Annotated in this window: 16 protein-coding genes; 14 read left to right on the top strand and 2 right to left on the bottom strand. The window is 48.0% G+C overall.

The features are described 5' to 3' along the window. Positions 1-43: 43 nt before the first annotated feature. The gene (locus L085_RS20560; protein ID WP_044031597.1) at positions 44-673 is read right to left on the bottom strand and encodes a phosphatase PAP2 family protein; all 630 of its coding nucleotides are present in this window, start codon (positions 671-673) and stop codon (positions 44-46) included. Between the two features lie 237 nt (positions 674-910). On the opposite strand from L085_RS20560, the gene udk reads away from it, so the two are divergent. From udk to dcuC, 4 genes are all read left to right on the top strand, one after another. Further along, the gene (udk, locus tag L085_RS20555) at positions 911-1,552 is read left to right on the top strand and encodes a uridine kinase (protein ID WP_004938922.1); all 642 of its coding nucleotides are present in this window, start codon (positions 911-913) and stop codon (positions 1,550-1,552) included. Between the two features lie 125 nt (positions 1,553-1,677). After that, positions 1,678-2,259, top strand: a complete 582-nt coding sequence (dcd, locus tag L085_RS20550; protein ID WP_004938917.1) for a dCTP deaminase — start codon at positions 1,678-1,680, stop codon at positions 2,257-2,259. A gap of 44 nt (positions 2,260-2,303) precedes the next feature. After that, entirely contained in the window at positions 2,304-4,136 is a 1,833-nt protein-coding gene (gene asmA, locus L085_RS20545; RefSeq protein ID WP_015377221.1) for an outer membrane assembly protein AsmA, read from the top strand. A 175-nt stretch (positions 4,137-4,311) separates the two neighbouring features. Next, on the top strand, positions 4,312-5,664 hold the full coding sequence (gene dcuC / locus L085_RS20540; protein WP_044031596.1) for an anaerobic C4-dicarboxylate transporter DcuC: 1,353 nt from the start codon (positions 4,312-4,314) through the stop codon (positions 5,662-5,664). A gap of 31 nt (positions 5,665-5,695) precedes the next feature. Here dcuC and L085_RS20535 read toward each other — a convergent pair whose 3' ends face one another. Beyond that, entirely contained in the window at positions 5,696-7,279 is a 1,584-nt protein-coding gene (locus L085_RS20535) for a TerC family protein (protein ID WP_015377223.1), read from the bottom strand. A gap of 609 nt (positions 7,280-7,888) precedes the next feature. Between L085_RS20535 and galU (L085_RS20530) the strand changes: the two genes are divergently transcribed. The 10 genes from galU (L085_RS20530) to wbaP all read left to right on the top strand — a co-directional run bounded on the left by galU (L085_RS20530) (position 7,889) and on the right by wbaP (position 20,138). Next, positions 7,889-8,785, top strand: a complete 897-nt coding sequence (gene galU / locus L085_RS20530) for a UTP--glucose-1-phosphate uridylyltransferase GalU (RefSeq protein ID WP_044032107.1) — start codon at positions 7,889-7,891, stop codon at positions 8,783-8,785. A gap of 53 nt (positions 8,786-8,838) precedes the next feature. Further along, positions 8,839-9,732, top strand: a complete 894-nt coding sequence (gene galU / locus L085_RS20525; protein WP_033633704.1) for a UTP--glucose-1-phosphate uridylyltransferase GalU — start codon at positions 8,839-8,841, stop codon at positions 9,730-9,732. 280 nt (positions 9,733-10,012) lie between these two features. Continuing rightward, the gene (locus L085_RS20520; RefSeq protein ID WP_025302165.1) at positions 10,013-11,146 is read left to right on the top strand and encodes a polysaccharide export protein; all 1,134 of its coding nucleotides are present in this window, start codon (positions 10,013-10,015) and stop codon (positions 11,144-11,146) included. Between the two features lie 15 nt (positions 11,147-11,161). After that, the gene (locus L085_RS20515; protein ID WP_044032106.1) at positions 11,162-11,596 is read left to right on the top strand and encodes a protein-tyrosine-phosphatase; all 435 of its coding nucleotides are present in this window, start codon (positions 11,162-11,164) and stop codon (positions 11,594-11,596) included. Between the two features lie 12 nt (positions 11,597-11,608). Further along, positions 11,609-13,783, top strand: coding sequence for a tyrosine-protein kinase Wzc (wzc, locus tag L085_RS20510; RefSeq protein WP_033633703.1), 2,175 nt, complete (start codon positions 11,609-11,611; stop codon positions 13,781-13,783). Between the two features lie 213 nt (positions 13,784-13,996). Further along, complete coding sequence (locus tag L085_RS20505) at positions 13,997-15,118, top strand: glycosyltransferase family 4 protein (protein WP_044031595.1); 1,122 nt, start codon at positions 13,997-13,999, stop codon at positions 15,116-15,118. A 507-nt stretch (positions 15,119-15,625) separates the two neighbouring features. Next, on the top strand, positions 15,626-16,447 hold the full coding sequence (locus L085_RS25115) for a hypothetical protein (RefSeq protein ID WP_144240707.1): 822 nt from the start codon (positions 15,626-15,628) through the stop codon (positions 16,445-16,447). Between the two features lie 5 nt (positions 16,448-16,452). Then, on the top strand, positions 16,453-17,514 hold the full coding sequence (locus L085_RS24885) for a glycosyltransferase family 1 protein (protein WP_071841653.1): 1,062 nt from the start codon (positions 16,453-16,455) through the stop codon (positions 17,512-17,514). Then, on the top strand, positions 17,514-18,599 hold the full coding sequence (locus tag L085_RS20495; protein ID WP_044031594.1) for a glycosyltransferase: 1,086 nt from the start codon (positions 17,514-17,516) through the stop codon (positions 18,597-18,599). The genes L085_RS24885 and L085_RS20495 overlap by 1 nt, the downstream gene beginning before the upstream one ends. A gap of 105 nt (positions 18,600-18,704) precedes the next feature. Next, on the top strand, positions 18,705-20,138 hold the full coding sequence (wbaP, locus tag L085_RS20490) for an undecaprenyl-phosphate galactose phosphotransferase WbaP (RefSeq protein ID WP_044031593.1): 1,434 nt from the start codon (positions 18,705-18,707) through the stop codon (positions 20,136-20,138). Positions 20,139-20,155 lie beyond the last annotated feature (17 nt).

Genomic DNA, 20,155 nt, shown 5'->3' with positions numbered 1-20,155 from the left:
TATTTGCGGCAGTGAAAGAACCCGGCTTAAGCGCCGGGTTTTTTTATCGGATGGGGGTAGGCTTGTGCAGGTCGGCACGGGTATAAGGGCGTTCGATCTGCGCCAGCGTTTTGGCGATATGCTCCAGCAATCCCTGGGTGGGGGCCGGCTGCCGCTGCCCCATCAGCGCCAACGGCAAGGCCAGCGCGATGGCGAAGTGTGGCCAGGAGAGATGCGGGCGCGTTTTGCTCCGCTGCAACCGTAGGAACAGGGCGCTGGCCAGGTAGCCTAGAATCAGCCCGCTGATCACCTCGGATACCGAGTGCACGCGAATTTCCAGCCGCGAAACGCCGATGGCGAAAGGCAATATCCACCCGGTCAGCAAAGCGATGCTACGTATCGGGTGGGAAAATCGGCCGGTCAACGTCCAGAGCAGAGGCGGCCAGATGCAGGCCGCGAGGGCGGAATGACCGCTGAATCCGGTGAAATCATAGCGCTCGCTGCCGATGCCCCAGCCCATAAAGGCCAGTTTAGACAGGCAGACTACCCCGCCGGTGAACCCGAAGAGCAGCGCCCACTGCCAACCCGCCGCGCGGGTGGCGGGAGACATGAGCAGCAATAAAAACAGAATCAGCGCGCAGGGCAGCAGCAACATGCTGTCGCCGAAAAAAGTCAGAAAATACCAATCCAACACATCAATCTCCGATGAAAGGGGGGCGGGGAGCAAAAGTCAGCGCCGGGGAGTGTAACCCGTTACGGTGCGTTGCCCTAGCTGCGAGATTCTTAAAATGCCGCGTGCCCGTGGCGTGGCAGCCCGAATTCGCCCGCCGCCGCGCAATATCAATATACAGTGGCGCAATCCCCGGCGACTCCCTATAATTGTCGCGTTTTAGTTCCCCCCTTCACACTATGAAATCAGGTCTTTAATTTTATGACTGACAATCCGCATCAGTGCGTCATTATTGGTATAGCTGGCGCATCTGCCTCCGGAAAAAGCCTTATCGCCAGCACGTTGTACCGCGAACTCCGCGAGCAAGTCGGCGATGAGCACATCGGCGTTATTCCAGAAGACAGTTACTATAAAGACCAGACTCACCTGACCATGGAAGAACGGGTCAAAACCAACTATGACCACCCGAGCGCCATGGATCACAACCTGCTGTTCCAGCATCTGCAGATGCTGAAGGCCGGTAAGGCGATCGAGCTGCCGCTGTACAGTTACACCGAACACACGCGCAAGAAAGAAACCGTCCACCTGGAACCTAAAAAAGTGATCATTCTGGAAGGGATCTTGCTGCTGACGGATATCCGTTTGCGCCAGGAGATGAACTTCTCGATCTTCGTCGACACGCCGCTGGATATCTGCCTGATGCGCCGCATGAAGCGCGACGTCAACGAGCGCGGCCGCTCGATGGATTCGGTGATGGCGCAATACCAGAAGACCGTGCGCCCGATGTTCCTGCAGTTTATCGAACCTTCCAAACAATACGCCGATATCATCGTTCCGCGCGGCGGCAAAAACCGCATCGCGATCGATATTCTGAAAGCCAAAATCAGCCAATTCTTTGAATAATGCCGCTTAATGGCCGGAAATGCGCATTTCCGGCCGACGGCCAACTATTTGCACCCCGGCGTAGACCTTTCGCCCGTTGTGTGGCAATTTTTGTTTAGTTACGCGTTTTGATGGAGAAGAAAGACATGAGACTGTGCGACCGCGATATAGAAGCCTGGCTGGATAGCGAGAAACTGGTGATTTCGCCGCGCCCGCCGCTCGAACGCATCAACGGGGCCACAGTAGATGTCCGTTTGGGCAATCAGTTCCGCGTGTTCCGCGGCCATACCGCGCCGTTTATCGATCTCAGCGGGCCGAAAGATGAAGTCAGCGCCGCGCTGGATCGCGTGATGAGCGACGAGATTGTCCTGCCAGAAGGCGAGGCGTTCTTCCTTCATCCCGGCGAACTGGCCCTGGCGGTGACGTTCGAATCCGTGACGCTGCCGAACGATCTCGTGGGTTGGCTCGACGGCCGTTCTTCTCTGGCGCGTCTGGGGCTGATGGTGCACGTGACCGCGCACCGGATCGATCCGGGCTGGCACGGGCGCATCGTGCTGGAGTTTTACAACTCCGGCAAGCTGCCGCTGGCGCTGCGGCCGGGGATGCTGATTGGCGCCTTGAGCTTTGAGCCGTTGTCCGGCCCGGCGGCCCGGCCATATAACAGCCGGCAGGACGCAAAATATCGCGATCAGCAGGGCGCAGTAGCCAGTCGAATCGACAAGGACTAACGGCGCGAGATGCACCGTCGGTGTGGCGCTGACAAGAGGGTGGCATGAGAAGATTACTGACGACATTGGCGATTTTACTGGTGGTCGTGGTGGCGGGAATGTCCGCGCTGGTACTGCTGGTCAATCCGAATGATTTTCGCGGTTACATGGTCAAAAAGGTCGAGCAGAAGAGCGGCTACCAGCTAACGCTTGAAGGCGACCTGCGTTGGCATATCTGGCCGCAGCTCAGTATTTTGGCCGGGCGCATGACGCTGACCGCGCCGGGCGCCAAGACGCCGGTGGTGAGCGCGGAAAACATGCGCCTTGACGTCAAACTGTTGCCGCTGCTGTCGCATCAGCTGTTTGTGAAACAGGTGATGTTGAAAAATGCCGTCATTCGCCTCACGCCCGACAGTGAAGAGCACTCGCAAGTGGACGCCCCGATTGCGCCGGCCGGCAGCGGCGCTGATGCTGCAGACACGGCCTGGAAGTTCGACATCGATAACTTGCGCGTCGTGGACAGCTTGCTGATTTGGCAGCGCGCCGACAACGCGCAAATCAATGTCCGGGACATCAATCTTACCCTGCAGCAAACGGAGAAACGGCAGGCGCAGCTGGACATTTCCAGCCGGGTCAACCGCGATCAGCGCGACCTGGCCTTCAGCATGGCGGCCGATATCGATCTGCAGCAGTTCCCGCACCAGATCGGCGCCAAGGTGACCCAGTTCAATTACCAATTGGTGGGAGCAGATATTCCGAACGGCGGTATTCAAGGCGAGGGGAATGCTCAGGTGGTCTATCAACAGACGCCGGCGCACATTGCCGTCACCCAGCTGAACGTCAGCGCCAATAACAGCCAGTTGACCGGCGATATCAGCGCCAGCCTGGGAGCGGTGCCCGGCTATGTGGTGAACCTGAATTCGGCTAATCTCGATCTCGACGCGCTTTCCGGTTGGCAATCCAGTACCAATACCGCCGAACAGCCCGCCGTGACCGCCGCGCCGGTGATCGCCAGCCAGGTCGACGATCGGCAGCAGAACCTGGAAGCGCTGCGCGATTTCAATGCACAGTTGAATCTGCAGGCGGCGCAGTTGACCTACCGCGGTATGAACGTTACCCAGTTAGCCGTCGCGGCAGATAATCAACGCGGCCTGCTGACGCTGCATAAACTTGCCGGGCAATTGGCCGGCGGTGATTTCTCTTTGCCGGGATCGCTCGACGCACGCGGCAATAAACCGGTGATAAACGTGCAGCCGACCCTGAACCAGGTTGAGCTCGGCGCGGTGCTCAAAGCCTTCGAGATGCCGCAGATGCTGACCGGAAAATTCAGCATGAAAGGGGATTTGACCGGCGATCGTCTTTCTTCAGAGTCATTTGAGCACCGTTGGAGCGGTACGGCGCAGCTGGCGATGCAGGATGCGCAGCTGCACGGCCTGAACATTCAGCAATTGATCCAACAGGCGGTGGCGCGTAACGATAACAGCGTGCGCGGGCAAGACAGCTATCAGCGCTATACCGAAGTCAAAAGCGTCTCGGCGCGGGCCAGCCTGAGCCAAGGCACTGTCAAGCTCAGCAGCCTGACGGCGGATTCGCCGTTGCTGGCGCTGACCGGCGCCGGCAGTATCGATATGCCAGGAAAACAGTGCGATATGGCGCTTAATGTGCGCGTCACTGGCGGTTGGCAAGGGCGTGGCGAACTGATCGAGCAACTGCAAAAAACGCCGATCCCGCTGCGGGTCTATGGGCCTTGGCAACAGCTGAATTACCAACTGCAGGTCGATCAGGTGCTGCGTAAAACGCTGCACGATCGGGCCAAAGATGCGCTGAACAAATGGGCTGAAAAGAACAAGGATTCACGCGAGGGTCAGGATCTGAAAAAGCTGCTCGACAAGCTGTAATCCCTCCTGACGCGGGCCGTCTTGCGGCCCGCGTCAGTATCGACGTTTCCCGCGATAATTTCCTTCCGTTACCTTGATGAAGGTCATGAAGACCCGCGCTCAATTTGTGCAGAGTAAGGGCGCATTCTGCTATGACTATGCGCCTGAGCGCGAAAAAATGACGAGTTGAGGAAACATGATAGAGCTTCTTATTGGCGCGGCGGTGGCGGCGGGCGTGGGCCGTTACATCATCAAAGGGTATTCCGCCACGGGCGTCTTGATGGTGGGAGGGCTGCTGCTGCTTGGCATCAGCGCCCTGATGGGAAAAACGCTGTTGCCGTCCGGCGCCGCATCTACCGGCTGGCGCGCGACCGATATGATCGAGTACGTCAAGATTTTGCTGATGAGCCGCGGCGGCGATCTGGGCATGATGATCATGATGCTGTGCGGTTTCGCCGCCTATATGACGCATATCGGCGCCAACGACGTGGTCGTCAAGCTGGCCTCGCGCCCATTGCAGATGATCAATTCGCCTTATCTGCTGATGGTGGCGGCCTATTTTGTCGCTTGCCTGATGTCATTGGCGGTCTCTTCCGCTACCGGGCTCGGCGTATTGCTGATGGCGACGCTGTTCCCATTGATGGTGAACGTTGGCATTAGCCGCGGCGCCGCGGCGGCCATTTGCGCTTCGCCGGCGGCGATTATCCTGGCGCCGACTTCCGGCGACGTGGTACTGGCAGCCAAGGCGGCGGAAATGCCGCTGGTGGACTTCGCGTTCAAAACCACGCTGCCTATCTCGATTGCCGCCATCGTCTGCATGGCCGTGGCGCACTTTTTCTGGCAGCGTTATCTCGATAAGAAGAGTGATGAACAGCACCACATTATGGACGTCAGCGAGATCAAAACCCATGCGCCGGGGTTCTACGCGATATTGCCGTTTACGCCGATCCTCGGCGTGCTGATCTTCGACGGCAAATGGGGCCCGGAGCTGCACATTATTACCGTGCTGGTAGGGTGCATACTGTTGGCGGCAGCGATCGAGTTTGTGCGCAGCTTCAGCGCCAAACAGGTATTCAGCGGCCTGGAAGTGGCGTATCGCGGTATGGCGGACGCTTTCGCCAGCGTGGTGATGCTGTTGGTGGCCGCGGGTGTCTTCGCGCAAGGGTTGAGCTCCGTCGGCTTTATCAGCGGCTTGATCGGGTTGGCGCAGTCGTTCGGTACCGGCGGTTTGATCATGATGCTGGTGTTGGTGGTGATCACCATGCTGGCGGCCATGACCACCGGCTCCGGCAATGCGCCGTTCTATGCGTTTGTCGAACTGATCCCGAAACTGGCGGCACAGATGGGCGTGAATCCTGCTTATCTGGTGATCCCGATGCTGCAGGCCTCGAATCTCGGCCGCACGCTGTCGCCGGTCTCCGGCGTGGTGGTGGCGGTCTCCGGTATGGCGAAAATCTCGCCGTTTGATGTGGTGAAGCGTACTTCAGTGCCGGTAATTGTCGGGTTGGTGGTGGTGATCGTGGCGACGGAGCTGCTGGTTCCCCAGTAAAAGGAAGGCCGGGCGATGCCCGGCCTCGATGTTAAACCTCGTACTCCTCCGGTGGAGGAGGCGGGGTGATCTTCACTTTCAGGATGCGGTGGCTGTTGACCTCCAATGGTTCGAACAGGTAGTCACCGATCTTGATCTGTTCTCCTTCTTGCGGCACGCGCTGACTGTGTTCCATCAACAGCCCCGCCAGCGTGTGGTATTCGCGCTTGTCTTCCAGCGGCATCGGCAGGTACAGCACCAGATCTTCCAGCGGCATATAGCCGTTGGCGATCCAGCTGCCGTCTTCGTTTTGCTGAATGTCATGGCGTGCGTCCACCTCTTCGCCGGCCTCCGGCAGGTTGCCGGCGATAGTTTCCATCACGTCCGTCAGGGTGACGACGCCTTCGACGGAGCCGAACTCATCGACCACGAAGGCGAAGTGCGTCTGCGCCTGGCGGAATTGCTCCAGGGCGCTTAACAGCGTGAGCTGCTCCGGGAAGATCAACGGTTGGCGTATCAGCGCACGCAGATCCAGCGGCGCCTGCGCCAGTTGCTGTTTGAGAACGTCGATGGTGTGGATCACGCCCAGCGGTTCGTCGCTGGCGCTGCTTTCCACCACCACGATGCGCGTGTGCTGATTACGTTCCAGCAACTGCGTCAGCTTTTCCTGCGGATCGTTCAGCTCAAGGTATTCGACGTCGTGACGCGAGGTCATGATGCTACTGACCGTGCGCTGCGCCATGCCGAGTACGCGTTCGATCATGCGCCGCTCTTGCTGATTGAAGATCTCGCCGTTTTCGCTGTCGCTGTCCGCCAGCAGGTTGGCGGAATGGCTGTCGACTTCCGCTTCTTCATGTTTGCCGCTCAGCATGCGCAGCACCGCTTCGGCGGTGCGTTCACGTAGTGGCCGGACCTTCGACAGAAAGCGACGGCGGTTGAACTGCGCCAGCTGGTTCAGCGCTTCGATCATGACCGAGAAGCCGATCGCCGCGTAGAGGTAGCCTTTAGGGATGTGATAGCCGAAGCCCTCCGCCACCAGGCTAAAGCCAATCATCAGCAGGAAGCTCAGGCACAGGATAACGATAGTCGGGTGCGCGTTGACGAAGCGCGTCAGCGGTTTGCTGGCCAGCAGCATCAGGCCGATGGCGATACAGACCGCGATCATCATCACCGCCAGGTGATCGACCATCCCCACCGCGGTGATCACCGAGTCGAGCGAGAAAACGGCGTCCAGCACCACGATCTGCGCCACGACCGGCCAGAAACGTGCGCCTTTGCGCGCGCCGTGCTGCTCTTCGTCCTTGCCTTCCAGCCGCTCATTGAGCTCCATGGTGGCTTTGAACAGCAGGAATATCCCGCCGACCAACATGATCAGATCGCGGCCGCTGAAGGGGTGCTCCGCGACGATGAACATCGGTTTGGTCAGCGTCGCCAGCCACGAGATGGAGGCGAGCAGCGCCAGACGCATGACCAGCGCCAGCAACAAACCGACGACACGGGCCTTATCTCTTTGTTGTTTTGGTAATTTGTCCGCCAGAATGGCGATGAAGACAAGGTTGTCTATACCCAGCACGATTTCCAGCACGACCAAAGTGGCCAGGCCGGCCCAAATTGTTGGATCAGCGATCCATTCCATACGCCCAATTTCACCTGTAAGTTCTACGGCTTATGCCGCACGGGAATGATGGGCGTTGAGGCGGCAAAATTCAACTTTAATCGGGAGGATGTGGTTCAGAACAGGAGGATTGCCGTAAACATCGATCGGCGCCGAGCGGCCAAAGGAATCAAGGGCCTGGGGAGAAAATATCTACCGGGATGCCATACGCTCAGAAAAGAAACGCCTTATTAAATTTATTTAAATCAAAACATTAAAACAATTTTCTTTGGCTATGATTCTTATCGGTATGTGGCACGAGTAGTCTTATTCTGAAAACGGCTGACTAGGGGGATCTAAGGCTTGTATCACTTAGACATTAGTATAAGAATCTTAGTCATATAACGGCAGTAACTAACATTGTTTGGTTATAAAGGCACCGTTTTTTTATTTTTTGTGAACAGCATGACAGTTCAAACGAAGAATGAGTGCCGCTTTGCATAAAAATTGCCTGGCTCATGCAATGACGTGGGGGGATACGCCATTAACAGTACTTTGGTAGCTGCAAGCCAAGGGCGGTAGCGTGCCCGATTGAATCCCCTTGTTCACGCTGCACAGATGAATGCAGCGCTACGATGAATTGGAATGAAAATGCAAACAAGACTTAAGGCAGTGATCCCCGTTGCGGGCTTGGGAACCCGTATGTTGCCGGCGACCAAGGCTATCCCTAAAGAAATGTTGCCCGTGGTCGATAAGCCCTTAATCCAGTACATTGTTGCTGAATGCGTGGCGGCGGGGATTAAAGATATCGTATTGGTCACGCATTCATCGAAAAACGCGATTGAAAACCATTTTGACACTTCGTTTGAGCTGGAGGCGATGCTTGAAGCGCGCGTGAAGCGCCAGCTCCTGGCTGAAGTGCAAAGCATTTGTCCGCCGGATGTCACCGTGATGCAGGTGCGTCAGGGACAGGCGAAAGGGTTGGGGCATGCGGTGCTGTGCGCCAAACCTATGGTAGGTGATTCTCCTTTCGTGGTGCTGCTTCCGGATGTTTTGCTGGATGATGCAACGGCGGATCTGCGCAAAGAAAATCTGGCTAAAATGATCCAACGTTTTGGCGATACGGGTTACAGCCAAATCATGGTTGAACCTGTGCCGGAACAAGATGTGTCCAAATACGGTGTGGTAGATTGCGCAGGCGCGACGATCGCAGCGGGAGAAAGCGCACCGATGACGGCGGTGGTTGAGAAGCCGGCCCGCGAGGATGCCCCTTCCAACCTGGCCGTCGTCGGCCGGTATGTGCTTGCCGCCGATATTTGGCCGCTACTTGAGAAAACCCCTCCCGGCGCGGGTGATGAGATTCAACTGACCGATGCGATTGCGATGCTGATGGATGAACAAACGGTGGAAGCGTTCCATATGAGCGGTAAGTCCCATGATTGCGGTGACAAGCTTGGCTATATGAAGGCGTTTGTGCAGTATGGGGTGCGTCACGGTTCCGAAGGCGAAAACTTCACCCGCTGGTTGAAGCAGACGTTGGGAAAGTAACAGGCTGTCGCCACTGCGGCTGAAAGCGATCACGAGATTGAATGAGGTCTACCATGACGAAGTTGAAAGCGGTTATTCCCGTTGCCGGATTGGGCATGCGTATGCTGCCGGCGACCAAAGCGATTCCGAAAGAGATGTTGCCAATCGTTGATAAACCGTTGATTCAATACATTGTCAACGAATGCGTCGCGGCGGGGATTAAAGAGATCATCCTGGTGACGCATTCTTCCAAGAACGCCATTGAAAACCATTTCGATACCTCATTCGAGCTGGAGGCGATGCTGGAGGCACGCGTGAAACGGCAACTGCTGGATGAGGTACAGTCGATAACGCCAAAAGGCGTAACGCTGATGCACATTCGCCAGGGGCAACCAAAAGGACTGGGACATGCCGTTCTCTGCGCTAAACCGTTGGTCGGTGATTCTCCGTTTGTCGTTCTGTTGCCGGACATCTTGCTGGATGACGCAAAGGCCGATTTGAAGAAAGACAACCTGTCACACATGATTGCGCGCTTTGAGCAGACCGGTCTGAGCCAGGTTTTGGTGCAAAAGGCAGACGAACACGTGCTGCATGATTATTCCGTGGTTGAGTGTGAGGCCAGCAATCTGAAACCTGGCGAAAGTGCCCGTATCACATCGATTATTGAAAAACCGGCACCGGAAACCAAGTTGGAATCCAACTACTCTGCGGTAGGGCGCTATGTCTTGTCCGCCGATATTTGGCCGCTGCTGGAGACCACGGAACCGGGAGCCTGGGGGCGTATTCAACTGACCGATGCGATTGCAGAATTGTTGAAACGCAAACCGGTCGAGGCGACAGAGCTGGTGGGTGAATCGTTCAACTGCGGTGAAAAACTGGGTTACCTTCGCGCTTTTGTCACTTATGGGTTGCGTCACCCAACCCAAGGCAAAGCTTTCCGTGAATGGGCAGAACGGCTTTCATTATAAATACGTTTGGCTGGAACGTTGTGCCCAGGCATAGCGCTTTCCAAAATCACCTCTCTCTGTGCGTATTGAGGTAATCGTGCGCTATTGCGAGGTAATTGTGTAATAATGCTTTTAGGCCATTTCCAGCATAGCGTATTGGGATTCAACGTGGGCTCAATGAAAGTTTAATCAGTATTGAAACCCATCGACAAATTCTTTTCCGAGTACAACGGCCTGTGCCAGGGTTGGCCGGGAGGGCTCAGTACAGCAAACTTTTTACTTTGATAGTGATGATAATTCGATGGCAAATAAACAGTGGAAACTGATACCGCTCTTGGTATCGATCAGTGTAATCAGCGGTTGTACAATCGTGCCTGGTTCTCACCTTTCAACTAGTGGGAAAGAGGTTGTAAAACAGCAAGATAGTGATTTCGATATCGACAATCTGGTTAATGTCTATCCAATGACGCCTGGTTTGGTTGAGAAAATGAGGCCTAAACCCGTTGTCGCGCAACCAAACTCGTCATTAGAGCGTGAATTGCAAAATTACGAATACCGGATTGGTATCGGCGACGTGTTAATGGTGACTGTCTGGGATCACCCGGAACTGACTACACCGGCGGGGCAATATCGCAGTGCCAGCGATACGGGTAACTGGGTGAATTCAGACGGTACAATTTTTTATCCGTATATCGGTAAGATAAAAGTTGCCGGTAAAACGATGAGCCAAGTCAGAAATGAGATCGCAGGACGATTGGCGCAATACATCGAAAGCCCGCAGGTTGATGTGAGTATCGCCGCTTTCCGCTCTCAAAAAGCGTATGTGACGGGGGAAGTAGCAAAGTCGGGACAGCAACCGATCACGAACGTTCCCCTTACTGTGATGGATGCAATCAATGCGGCTGGCGGGCTTTCAGAAAATGCAGACTGGCGTAATGTCATTCTGACACATAATGGGAAAGAACAGCGAATCTCCTTGCAAGCCTTGATGCAAAGGGGGGATTTGACGCAAAACCACCTACTTTATCCGGGCGACATCCTCTACATTCCCCGTAATGACGATTTGAAAGTTTTCGTTATGGGGGAAGTGAAAAAACAGACTACGTTGAAAATGGATCGCAGCGGTATGACACTAACGGAAGCATTAGGTAATGCTGAAGGAATGGATCAGAACTTTGCCGATGCGACGGGGGTGTTTGTCATTAGACCATTACGTGGTATGGAAGGTAAAAAGCTGGCCAATATCTACCAACTTAATGCGTCTGATGCTACTGCGATGGTAATGGGGACTGAGTTTCACCTTCAGCCATATGACATTGTATACGTAACTACCGTACCGATTGCTCGTTGGAACCGCGTCGTCAGCCAATTGTTACCGACTATCGTTGGTTTCAACAACCTGACCGAAGGTACACAGCGTATTCATAATTGGTAGTTAAGGTAAAAGATGATGTTTGATTCTATTCTGGTCGTTTGCGTCGGCAACATATGCCGTTCTCCTACAGGAGAACGGCTGTTGAAGGAAAAACTGCCACATAAGAAAATTGCCTCTGCCGGGATTTCTGCCTTGGTTGGCAAGCCTGCTGATGCTCAGGCTGCAGAAGTGGCTAGAAAGCATGATTTATCATTGGATAATCACCAAGCACAACAGCTGACAGCTGCATTGTGCCGTGAATATGATCTGATATTAGTCATGGAAAAGGGACATGTTGATGCTGTCTGCAGGCTAGCCCCTGAAGTCAGAGGCAAAACAATGCTATTTGCCCATTGGCTGGGTCAACAAGATATCCCAGATCCTTATCGCAAAAGTTCTGAGGCTTTTGAATTCGTCTATAGCCTACTAGCTGAAGGTGCTCAGAAGTGGGCGCTAGCATTAAATCGCTAAACAGAGATTACAATGATTGATAAAAACCGAACGAGTTCCTTGGCAAGTAAGGAAAATGACGAGATCGATTTTGGACGGCTGTTAGGGACGCTAGTCGATCACAAATGGTTAATTGTTAGCATTACATCGTTATTTGCCGTCATCGGCATTATATATAGTCTTTTTGCGACACCTATATACCAGGCTGATGCAACTGTTCAGGTCGAGCAAAACGAAGGTAACATGCTGGTAAGTAACCTGTCCCAAATGTTGCCTAACTCTTTGCCAGCATCATCTACAGAGATTGAACTGATTTCCTCTCGCATGATCGTGGGGAAAACTGTCGAAGATCTCCATTTAGATACTGTCGTCACTCAGAAATATTTTCCGATTTTTGGCCGCGGTTGGGCAAGGCTCATGGGTAATAAACCGGGGCAGGTTGCCTTATCCAGGCTCACTGTAGCTGAGCCTCTAGTCGAGAGTGCTATCGAGCTAGAAGTTATTGATGATCAAAACTACGTCGTTACCGTAGATAAAGATAAAATCTTTCAAGGCAAAGTTGGGCGCTTAGAGAATGCAAGCGGCGTTTCTATGTTGGTTAGCGAAATCTCAGCGAAGCCAGGAACAGTGTTTAATGTCAAAAAGCTCACAACGCTGGCAGCAACGGTACAACTTCTTGACGATCTTACAGTAGAAGACAAAGGTAAGGACACGGGGGTTCTTTCACTAACCCTGATGGGGGATGATCCTGTTCTAATCAAAAGAATTATTGAAAGTATCAGCAATAATTACTTGATCCAAAATGTTGAGCGAAAATCAGAAGAAGCGGCCAAAAGCCTTGCTTTTTTGAAGGAACAATTACCGCAGGTTCGCGATTCTTTAAATACGGCTGAAGACAAATTAAACAGTTTCCGCCAAGCGAACGATTCTGTTGATCTGTCTTTGGAAGCAAAGTCTGTTCTTGATACTATTGTCGGGGTTGAGGCTCAGCTTAATGAGTTGACTTTCAAAGAGTCTGAAATTTCGAAATTATACACAAAAGAGCACCCTGCTTATCGTGCTTTATTGGAAAAAAGAGCAACCCTGCAAAAGGAAAAAGATAAGTTAAACCAGCGAGTCAGTAAGATGCCGCAAACACAGCAGGAGATCTTACGCTTAACTCGTGATGTTGATGCTGGTAAAGAAATTTACATGCAGTTACTCAACCGTCAACAAGAGCTTTCGATAACGAAAGCGAGCACCGTGGGTAATGTCAGAATCATTGATACCGCTGTCACTCAACCGAAACCGGTTAAGCCGAAGAAGACGTTAATCGTTATCATCTTTACGTTGCTTGGTGGGATCGCTTCCGTTGCCGTAGTACTGCTGAAAAGCGTTCTGCATCGAGGTATTGAAAGCCCAGAACAGCTGGAAGACCAAGGCATCAACGTTTATGCAAGTATTCCGTTGTCTGAGTGGCAACAGAAAAAAGACATAGAGACGTTGATGCGCGGCAATAAAAAAACCAACACGCGTTCAAAAACGTTGTTGGCCGTTGGGAACCCTGCGGATTTGGCGATCGAGGCAGTACGAAGCTTAAGAACCAGTTTGCATTTCGCTATGCTCGAAGCTAAAAATAATGTTCTGATGGTCTGTGGTGCAAGCCCAAATATTGGTAAAACTTTCGTCAGCATCAACTTGGCCGCGGTCATTGCTCAGGCTGGGCAACGTGTTTTAGTCATTGATGCTGATATGCGTAAGGGCTATTCACACTCATTGTTGAATACCGATTGGCATAATGGTTTATCTGATATCTTATCTGCTCAGACCACGATGGCTAACAGTGTCCGCAAAACAGAAATTGAAAACCTGGATTTTATTCCGCGTGGACAGATACCGCCAAATCCTTCAGAGTTGCTCATGGGGGCACGTTTCAATGAGCTGATTGATTGGGCGAGTAAGAATTATGATATCGTGATGATTGATACGCCACCTATTCTAGCAGTTACTGATGCTGCTATTATAGGGCACAGGGCGGGGACTAGTCTGATGATCGCACGTTTCGCATCCAACACGGTCAAAGAAATAGAGGTGAGTATTCGCCGCTTTAATCAAAATGGCATCGATGTTAAAGGCGTTATTCTGAATGCTGTTGAGAAACGGGCCAGCAGCTACTATGGTGATTATGGCTACTATCAATATGAGTATCGTTCAAACGATAAAGCATAGTTGTTAGCAACACATCAGTGCCATACCGGGAAACCGGTATGGCATATGTTCATATATTTGCTATTTGTAATAAGAAAAATGGATGTAATCGGCAAATATATGCATTTATAAATACATTCGATTTTTTTAAATTTGTCTTCATTTTGAATGATTTTTGATTACCATTCAGACAACAGTCAAATGTAAATATAGAATATTTAAGGTGTATAAAAAATGAAGATAATGATGATCAATACACTTTATCATCCTTATAAGGTTGGAGGCGCAGAGGTATCTGTGCAGCTATTAGCTGAAAAACTCGCTAATATGGGGCATACAGTAAGTGTTGTTACATTGCATAACAAATCAGAACGAGAATGTAAAACCATTAATAATGTAATGGTCACTTATTTGCCTCTCAGTAATGTCTATTGGCCATATGGCGGAGAGAATGTGTCGCCATGGAAGAAAATAGTATGGCATGCAAAAGATCAGTACAATTTCTCAATGAAGCATGCGGTGAAAGAGGAAATAAAAAACTTTCTTCCAGACGTTGTGCATACTAATAACCTGGGCGGTTTTTCAATTTCTGCGTGGGATGCGGTGAAAGAGTGTAAGGTGAAACTGGTTCATACCGCGAGAGATTACTATCTCTTTCATCCTAACTCGACCTTGTTCAAACATGGCAAGGTGATGAGTACGTCAGAATTGAGTGTGAGGTTTTTCTCATTTTTTAAAAAGTGGAAGAGCAAAGCCGTTTTCAGTTTTGTTGGAATCAGTCGTTATATTTCTGATTTGCATACTACAAACGGATTTTTTAATGAAGATAGATGTTCGGTTATCTATAATCCGATAGAACCGCTTCGCTTTGAAGATAGAGAAAGTTCAACTTTTAGAGTCGGATTTATAGGTCGCCTTACTAGCGATAAAGGATTCGATGAATACTGTCGCCTTGCAGATGAATATAAGAATAGGGCAGATGTCAAGTTTTATGCGGCAGGTAGGTTTAATGGCGATGAAGGTAATGCCATGAAAATTTTGGCGGAAAAGTCAAATGTTGAACTGCTTGGTTTTATTGCGGTAGAAGAATTTATGGCAAATGTTGATGCAGTTATACTGCCAACAAAATGGAATGAACCATTTGGGCGTTCAGTTGCGGAGTGTGCGCTTTCTGGGAAGATTGTCTATACTAATTTCATGGGGGGGATTTCAGAAATAGCAGCCATGAGTAGTAATGTTAGGCCGCTAAACTCTTTCAAAGTTGAAGATACACGCACACGCAAAGAACGCAGCGTCGTGGAGAGTTTTGATATTGATAATATCGCGAAACGATATGTAGAGGTTTACAATAACTAAAATGAACACATCAACCTCAAAGATATTTATATTTTTTATTCTGACCTACCTGGCATTAGCTTCATTAAATGGGCTGGTTACAATTTTTGCTTATAATACTACTCGTTTGATATTGCTCTATAAAGATTTCTTCTCGATAGTATTTCCGTTGTTGATGATTTTCTTTTTTGTTGCAAATGGATATAAGGCAGGTAGGCAGTTCACCACATTGATGCTAACGCTTTTAGCGATTTGTTTTTTTATTCTTTCATATATTTTGGCGACCTTACTCTTTTCAAAATTTGATATGACAAGGATTGCTATACAGTTTCGAGTTGAACTCTTCGCAATTTCGGCAATATTGATCGCAGCGTTAGCTAGTATGTTTAGCACTGAAGAGAAAAAAACATAGTATCTGTTTTTATTAAGTTTTATATTATTTTTTGTTCGATTAATGCGTTAGCCACTATTGCTGAGTTCTTCTCGGCAGAGCTTATTTTCCAGGTTCTGGGGTTCAATCCTGGCCCGATGTTAACCGCGTTTGGTAAAGACAATGGCCTTGTTTTACGCACTACAGATGGTTATTTAAGAGCTCTGGGTCTATTGACAACACCTTTCAGCCTCAGTGAATATCTTTTCTTTGGCCTCGCTCTTGCCTCATTTGTTTCAGCCAAGCGAAGAACGCTATTTACATTCTTAATGATCGCAGGCATTCTTTGTTCTACATCAAAAACAGCTTTCGTGATGATGGTAATTTATGTTCTTTATATGAGTATTAATAGACTTGTCTCGAATCAGAGAGCGTTGAGATTCATTACTTGGATTACTGTTGTTGTTTCCATTGTTTTTTTCCTTTCCGTTACTAACACATTTATATATGAAGTGTTTTCTTCAAAGGAAAATACATACGCCGAAAACAGTATTTTCTTGCGTATTCTTTATATTGAGCAAGTGTTAGATTCAGCCTACTCTATTTACTTTGGCTCTGGTTATGCTGTGAACGGTAGTGGTATGGTTGGGGTTGAAGATAATACAACGGCGATTCCGCTAGACAGTTTGTACATTTACCTTCTCTCAAATTATGGATTTGTTGGTGTACTGGTATTTGCTTTCGGTGCTTTTTTACTGTTGGTTAGTTTGTATAAGAAGACATCTACCGTATTACCACACGGTGTCTATTTGTACTGGTTGATATCATTGCTAACAAACTTTGCCTATAATAATCCATTTACCAACTATCCTGGTTATATATTCCCGATAATAATAACTGCGCTTTTAGTTTCACTTAAACCGGAAGAATACTCCGATGAGGAGGGCAGTGCTAATCCAGTTTATACAAAAGTGAGTTAACGATCGTGATCTATGTTAATGGCCGTTTTTTAACGCAAGAGGTGACAGGCGTTCAACGCTTTGCTATTCAAATCTTACTTAATTTGATCAAGATCCGAGATGATATTGTTGTGCTTTGCCCTAAAACTACGCCAGATAATGAGATTACTAAGGCGTTTAATATAAAGAGAATCGGGTGCCTATCCGGACAGTTATGGGAGCAAACGGAGTTATTTCTCTTTATGGTGCGAAATGGAAATGTGCTTTTAAGTTTTTGTAATACCGCTCCAATAGGGTTCTTTAACAATATCATTGTTCATCATGATATAACTTATCGAGTTTATCCAAAAAGTTACTCACTAGGTTTTAGATTTTTTTATAGAATTTTTTCACCGTGGCTTTTAAAAAGAGGGAAAAAAATCATTACTGTCAGTGATTTTTCTCGAAATGAAATAGAGCGGGCCTACGGAATTGAGAATATTGATGTTGTCAATAATGCAGCTACTGAGGTTTTTTTTCCACGCAAAATTACTGAGCCAGACAATCCATATATTCTATGTGTATCTTCTCCAAGCGTTCATAAGAATTTTAAACTGATAATTGATAGTTTTCAAAAAATAAATAAGAGTTTAGGTTTGGAGTTAAAAATTGTCGGTGCATCGAATAGAAATTTTTCAACAGTTACCTATTCTGCAGTGAGTAATAATTCATATATAAAGTACTATGGCCGAGTTACTGATGAGGAACTGGCAGTGCTTTATTCAGGAGCCTTTGCTTTCGTTTTCCCATCCCTCTATGAAGGTTTCGGAATTCCATTGCTTGAGGCTCAATCTTGCGGTTGTCCTGTTATTGCATCTAATACAGCATCAATGCCGGAAGTGTTGAACGACAGTGCGCTTTATTTTTCGCCAACTTGTTCTGAAAGTTTAATTTCACAGATAGAGAAACTATACCATGATGGTGGTTTAAGGGATTCACTGATTAAACGAGGTTTTGAAAACGCTAAGCGATTTAATTGGTTGGCGTCGGCTAATAAAATAAATAATATACTTGAAGGCTACGCAAAAGATAAGCCCTGGAGTGATTAGTGAAAATATTGCATGTCGCCGAAACAATAAAGGGTGGTGTTGCGACAATCATGCGACAACTGGTTATGGAACAGCAAGATAATGAAGATGAGGTATTATGCATTGTTCCGAGACAACAGTTATCTGAACTGGTTGGTGTTAGAGAACATGTGCTTTCTCCATTCAATAGAACTGGAAGAAATACCATGTCATTATTTTTGCTTCTGTTTTGTTTTCTGCGAGTGGTTTTAAATAAAAAACCGGATGTAATTCATTTACACAGTAGTTTTGCTGGCTTTTTATGCCGTTTGGCTTTGCCTATAATATTTGTTTTTTATCACCCCAAAGTGATTTACTGTCCGCATGCCTTTGCTTTTTTAATGGATATTCCTGTTTATAAAAAGCGAGTCTACGCATTTATTGAGCGCATGCTAGAGAAAGTGACGGATAAAACTATTTGTGTCAGTGAATATGAATATAGGGAAGCCATAAAATGGGGGCTTAATCCAGAGCGTTTAGTCATTATCTATAATGGTGTTCAAGATCCTTTGATAGTAACGCAAAAAAGCCCTTATAAATACGCGAATAAAAAGAATATTCTCTTTGTTGGACGGACGGATCACCAGAAAGGTTTTGATCACGTTCTAAATATAACCAATTTGCTTTCTCAAAATGAGGATATACATATCACTGTGATCGGAGACTATGTTATAGAGTATAAGAGTCTTCCTGTATATGGTGAAAAAATAACGTACATAGGCTGGTTGAAGTATGAAGATATTGCACCTTATTTTTTCCATGCAACAGTCTTACTGATGCCAAGTCGTTGGGAGGCCTTCGGCCTTGTTGCCGTAGAGGCGCAAAGTTACGGTTTACCCGTTCTGGCTTTTGAACGAGGTTCACTGCCAGAAATTATTATAAATGGTGTCACAGGTTTTTTAGTTGAATATGGGGATATAAAAGGTTTTTCTACCGTTATTTGCGATAAAAATTTGGATTTTTGGAAAACGATGAGCGAAAGAAGTTATGATAATTACAGTAAAAACTTCAAAAGCTGTTTTATGACACAGAAAGTAAGTTCACTTTATCGTGAAGTTATAAAATAAATATCTAGCTTATCTAATTCATATGAAATTAATTTGACTCACTGTTCGGTAATTACCTGTCTCTATAACGTGTTGAATTTTATAAAATAGTATTCGGGATGCATAATGAAAAAAACAAATGTTTTTTTAGGCGATTTTACGACAAAACTAATGCTAGCATTGTCAGATATTTTCTTTTTTAACATATCGGTCTATCTTTCGTATTTCATTCTTTACAAGTTATTTGATGGGTTAAATAATTATATACCTCAGGATGAGTTTTTTATTCGTTCTGTTGCGCAGTTTGTTATATCTGTAGTGTGTGTTCTTTGGTTCTGGACAAGGCTTAGACACTACACATATAGAAAGCCATTTTGGTTTGAGCTCAAGGAAGTTCTCAGAACGCTAGTTATTTTTGCTGTTCTTGATTTAGCTCTAGTTGCATTTTCTAAGTGGAACTTTTCTCGTTCAGTTTGGGTGTTATCATGGATGTTGATAATTATTTTAGTGCCGTTGGGGAGAGCATTAACAAAAAAAATCCTTAACAAGATGGGGGTGTGGAAAAAACAAACCATAATCATTGGCTCGGGAAGAAATGCCTTTGAAGCCTATGCAGCATTGCAAAGTGAAGAAGTTCTTGGATTTGAAGTTGTTGCCTTTGTGTGTACGGATAAACCATGCGAAGATAATTATTTTGGCATCCCGGTCATTAATTCGGAAGAAGAGCTGTGGCGTTGTGTCAATGTTGAGAGTACGCAATTTATCGTCGCACTTGAATTTGAACAACATGCGTTACGTGATTGGTGGTTGAAAGATCTGGCTAAGCATAATTGTCGGTCGGTTTCTGTTATCCCAACTCTTCGTGGTGTTCCTCTTTATGGCACCGATATGTCATTTATTTTTAGTCATGAAGTAATGATTCTGCGGGTAAGCAATAATTTAGCCAAGCGTTCATCACGCTTCATTAAGCGCACATTTGATATTATTGGCTCATCTCTTATTTTGGTTGCACTTTCTCCCGTGCTGATTTTCTTGACTTACAAAGTTTCAAGAGATGGTGGTCGTCCTATTTATGGGCATGAGAGAGTGGGGCACAATGGAAAGAAATTTAAATGCTTAAAGTTCAGATCGATGGTTCTAAATTCTCAGGAAGTACTTGCAGATTTATTGGAGCGAGATCCTGAGGCCAGAGAAGAATGGAATAAAGACTTTAAATTGAAAAACGACCCACGTATTACAAAGATTGGCGCTTTTATTAGAAAGACAAGCCTGGATGAGTTACCTCAATTGTGGAATGTACTTCGTGGTGAAATGAGTCTAGTTGGCCCAAGACCGGTTATTGAAAAAGAATTGGAACGTTATGCAGGTGATGTCGATTACTACTTCATGGCGAAGCCAGGAATGACAGGATTGTGGCAGGTCAGTGGTCGTAATGATATTGATTATGACACGCGCGTGTATTTTGATGCATGGTACGTTAAGAATTGGGCGCTTTGGAATGACATTGCGATTCTATTTAAAACTATAGGTGTTGTATTAAAGCGTGATGGCGCATACTAACTTTATAATAGTTTATT

Source organism: Serratia sp. FS14 (genome assembly GCF_000695995.1).
In the GTDB taxonomy this organism is placed as follows: Bacteria; Pseudomonadota; Gammaproteobacteria; order Enterobacterales; family Enterobacteriaceae; genus Serratia; species Serratia nematodiphila.
This window is presented reverse-complemented; position numbering and strand designations above follow the sequence as displayed.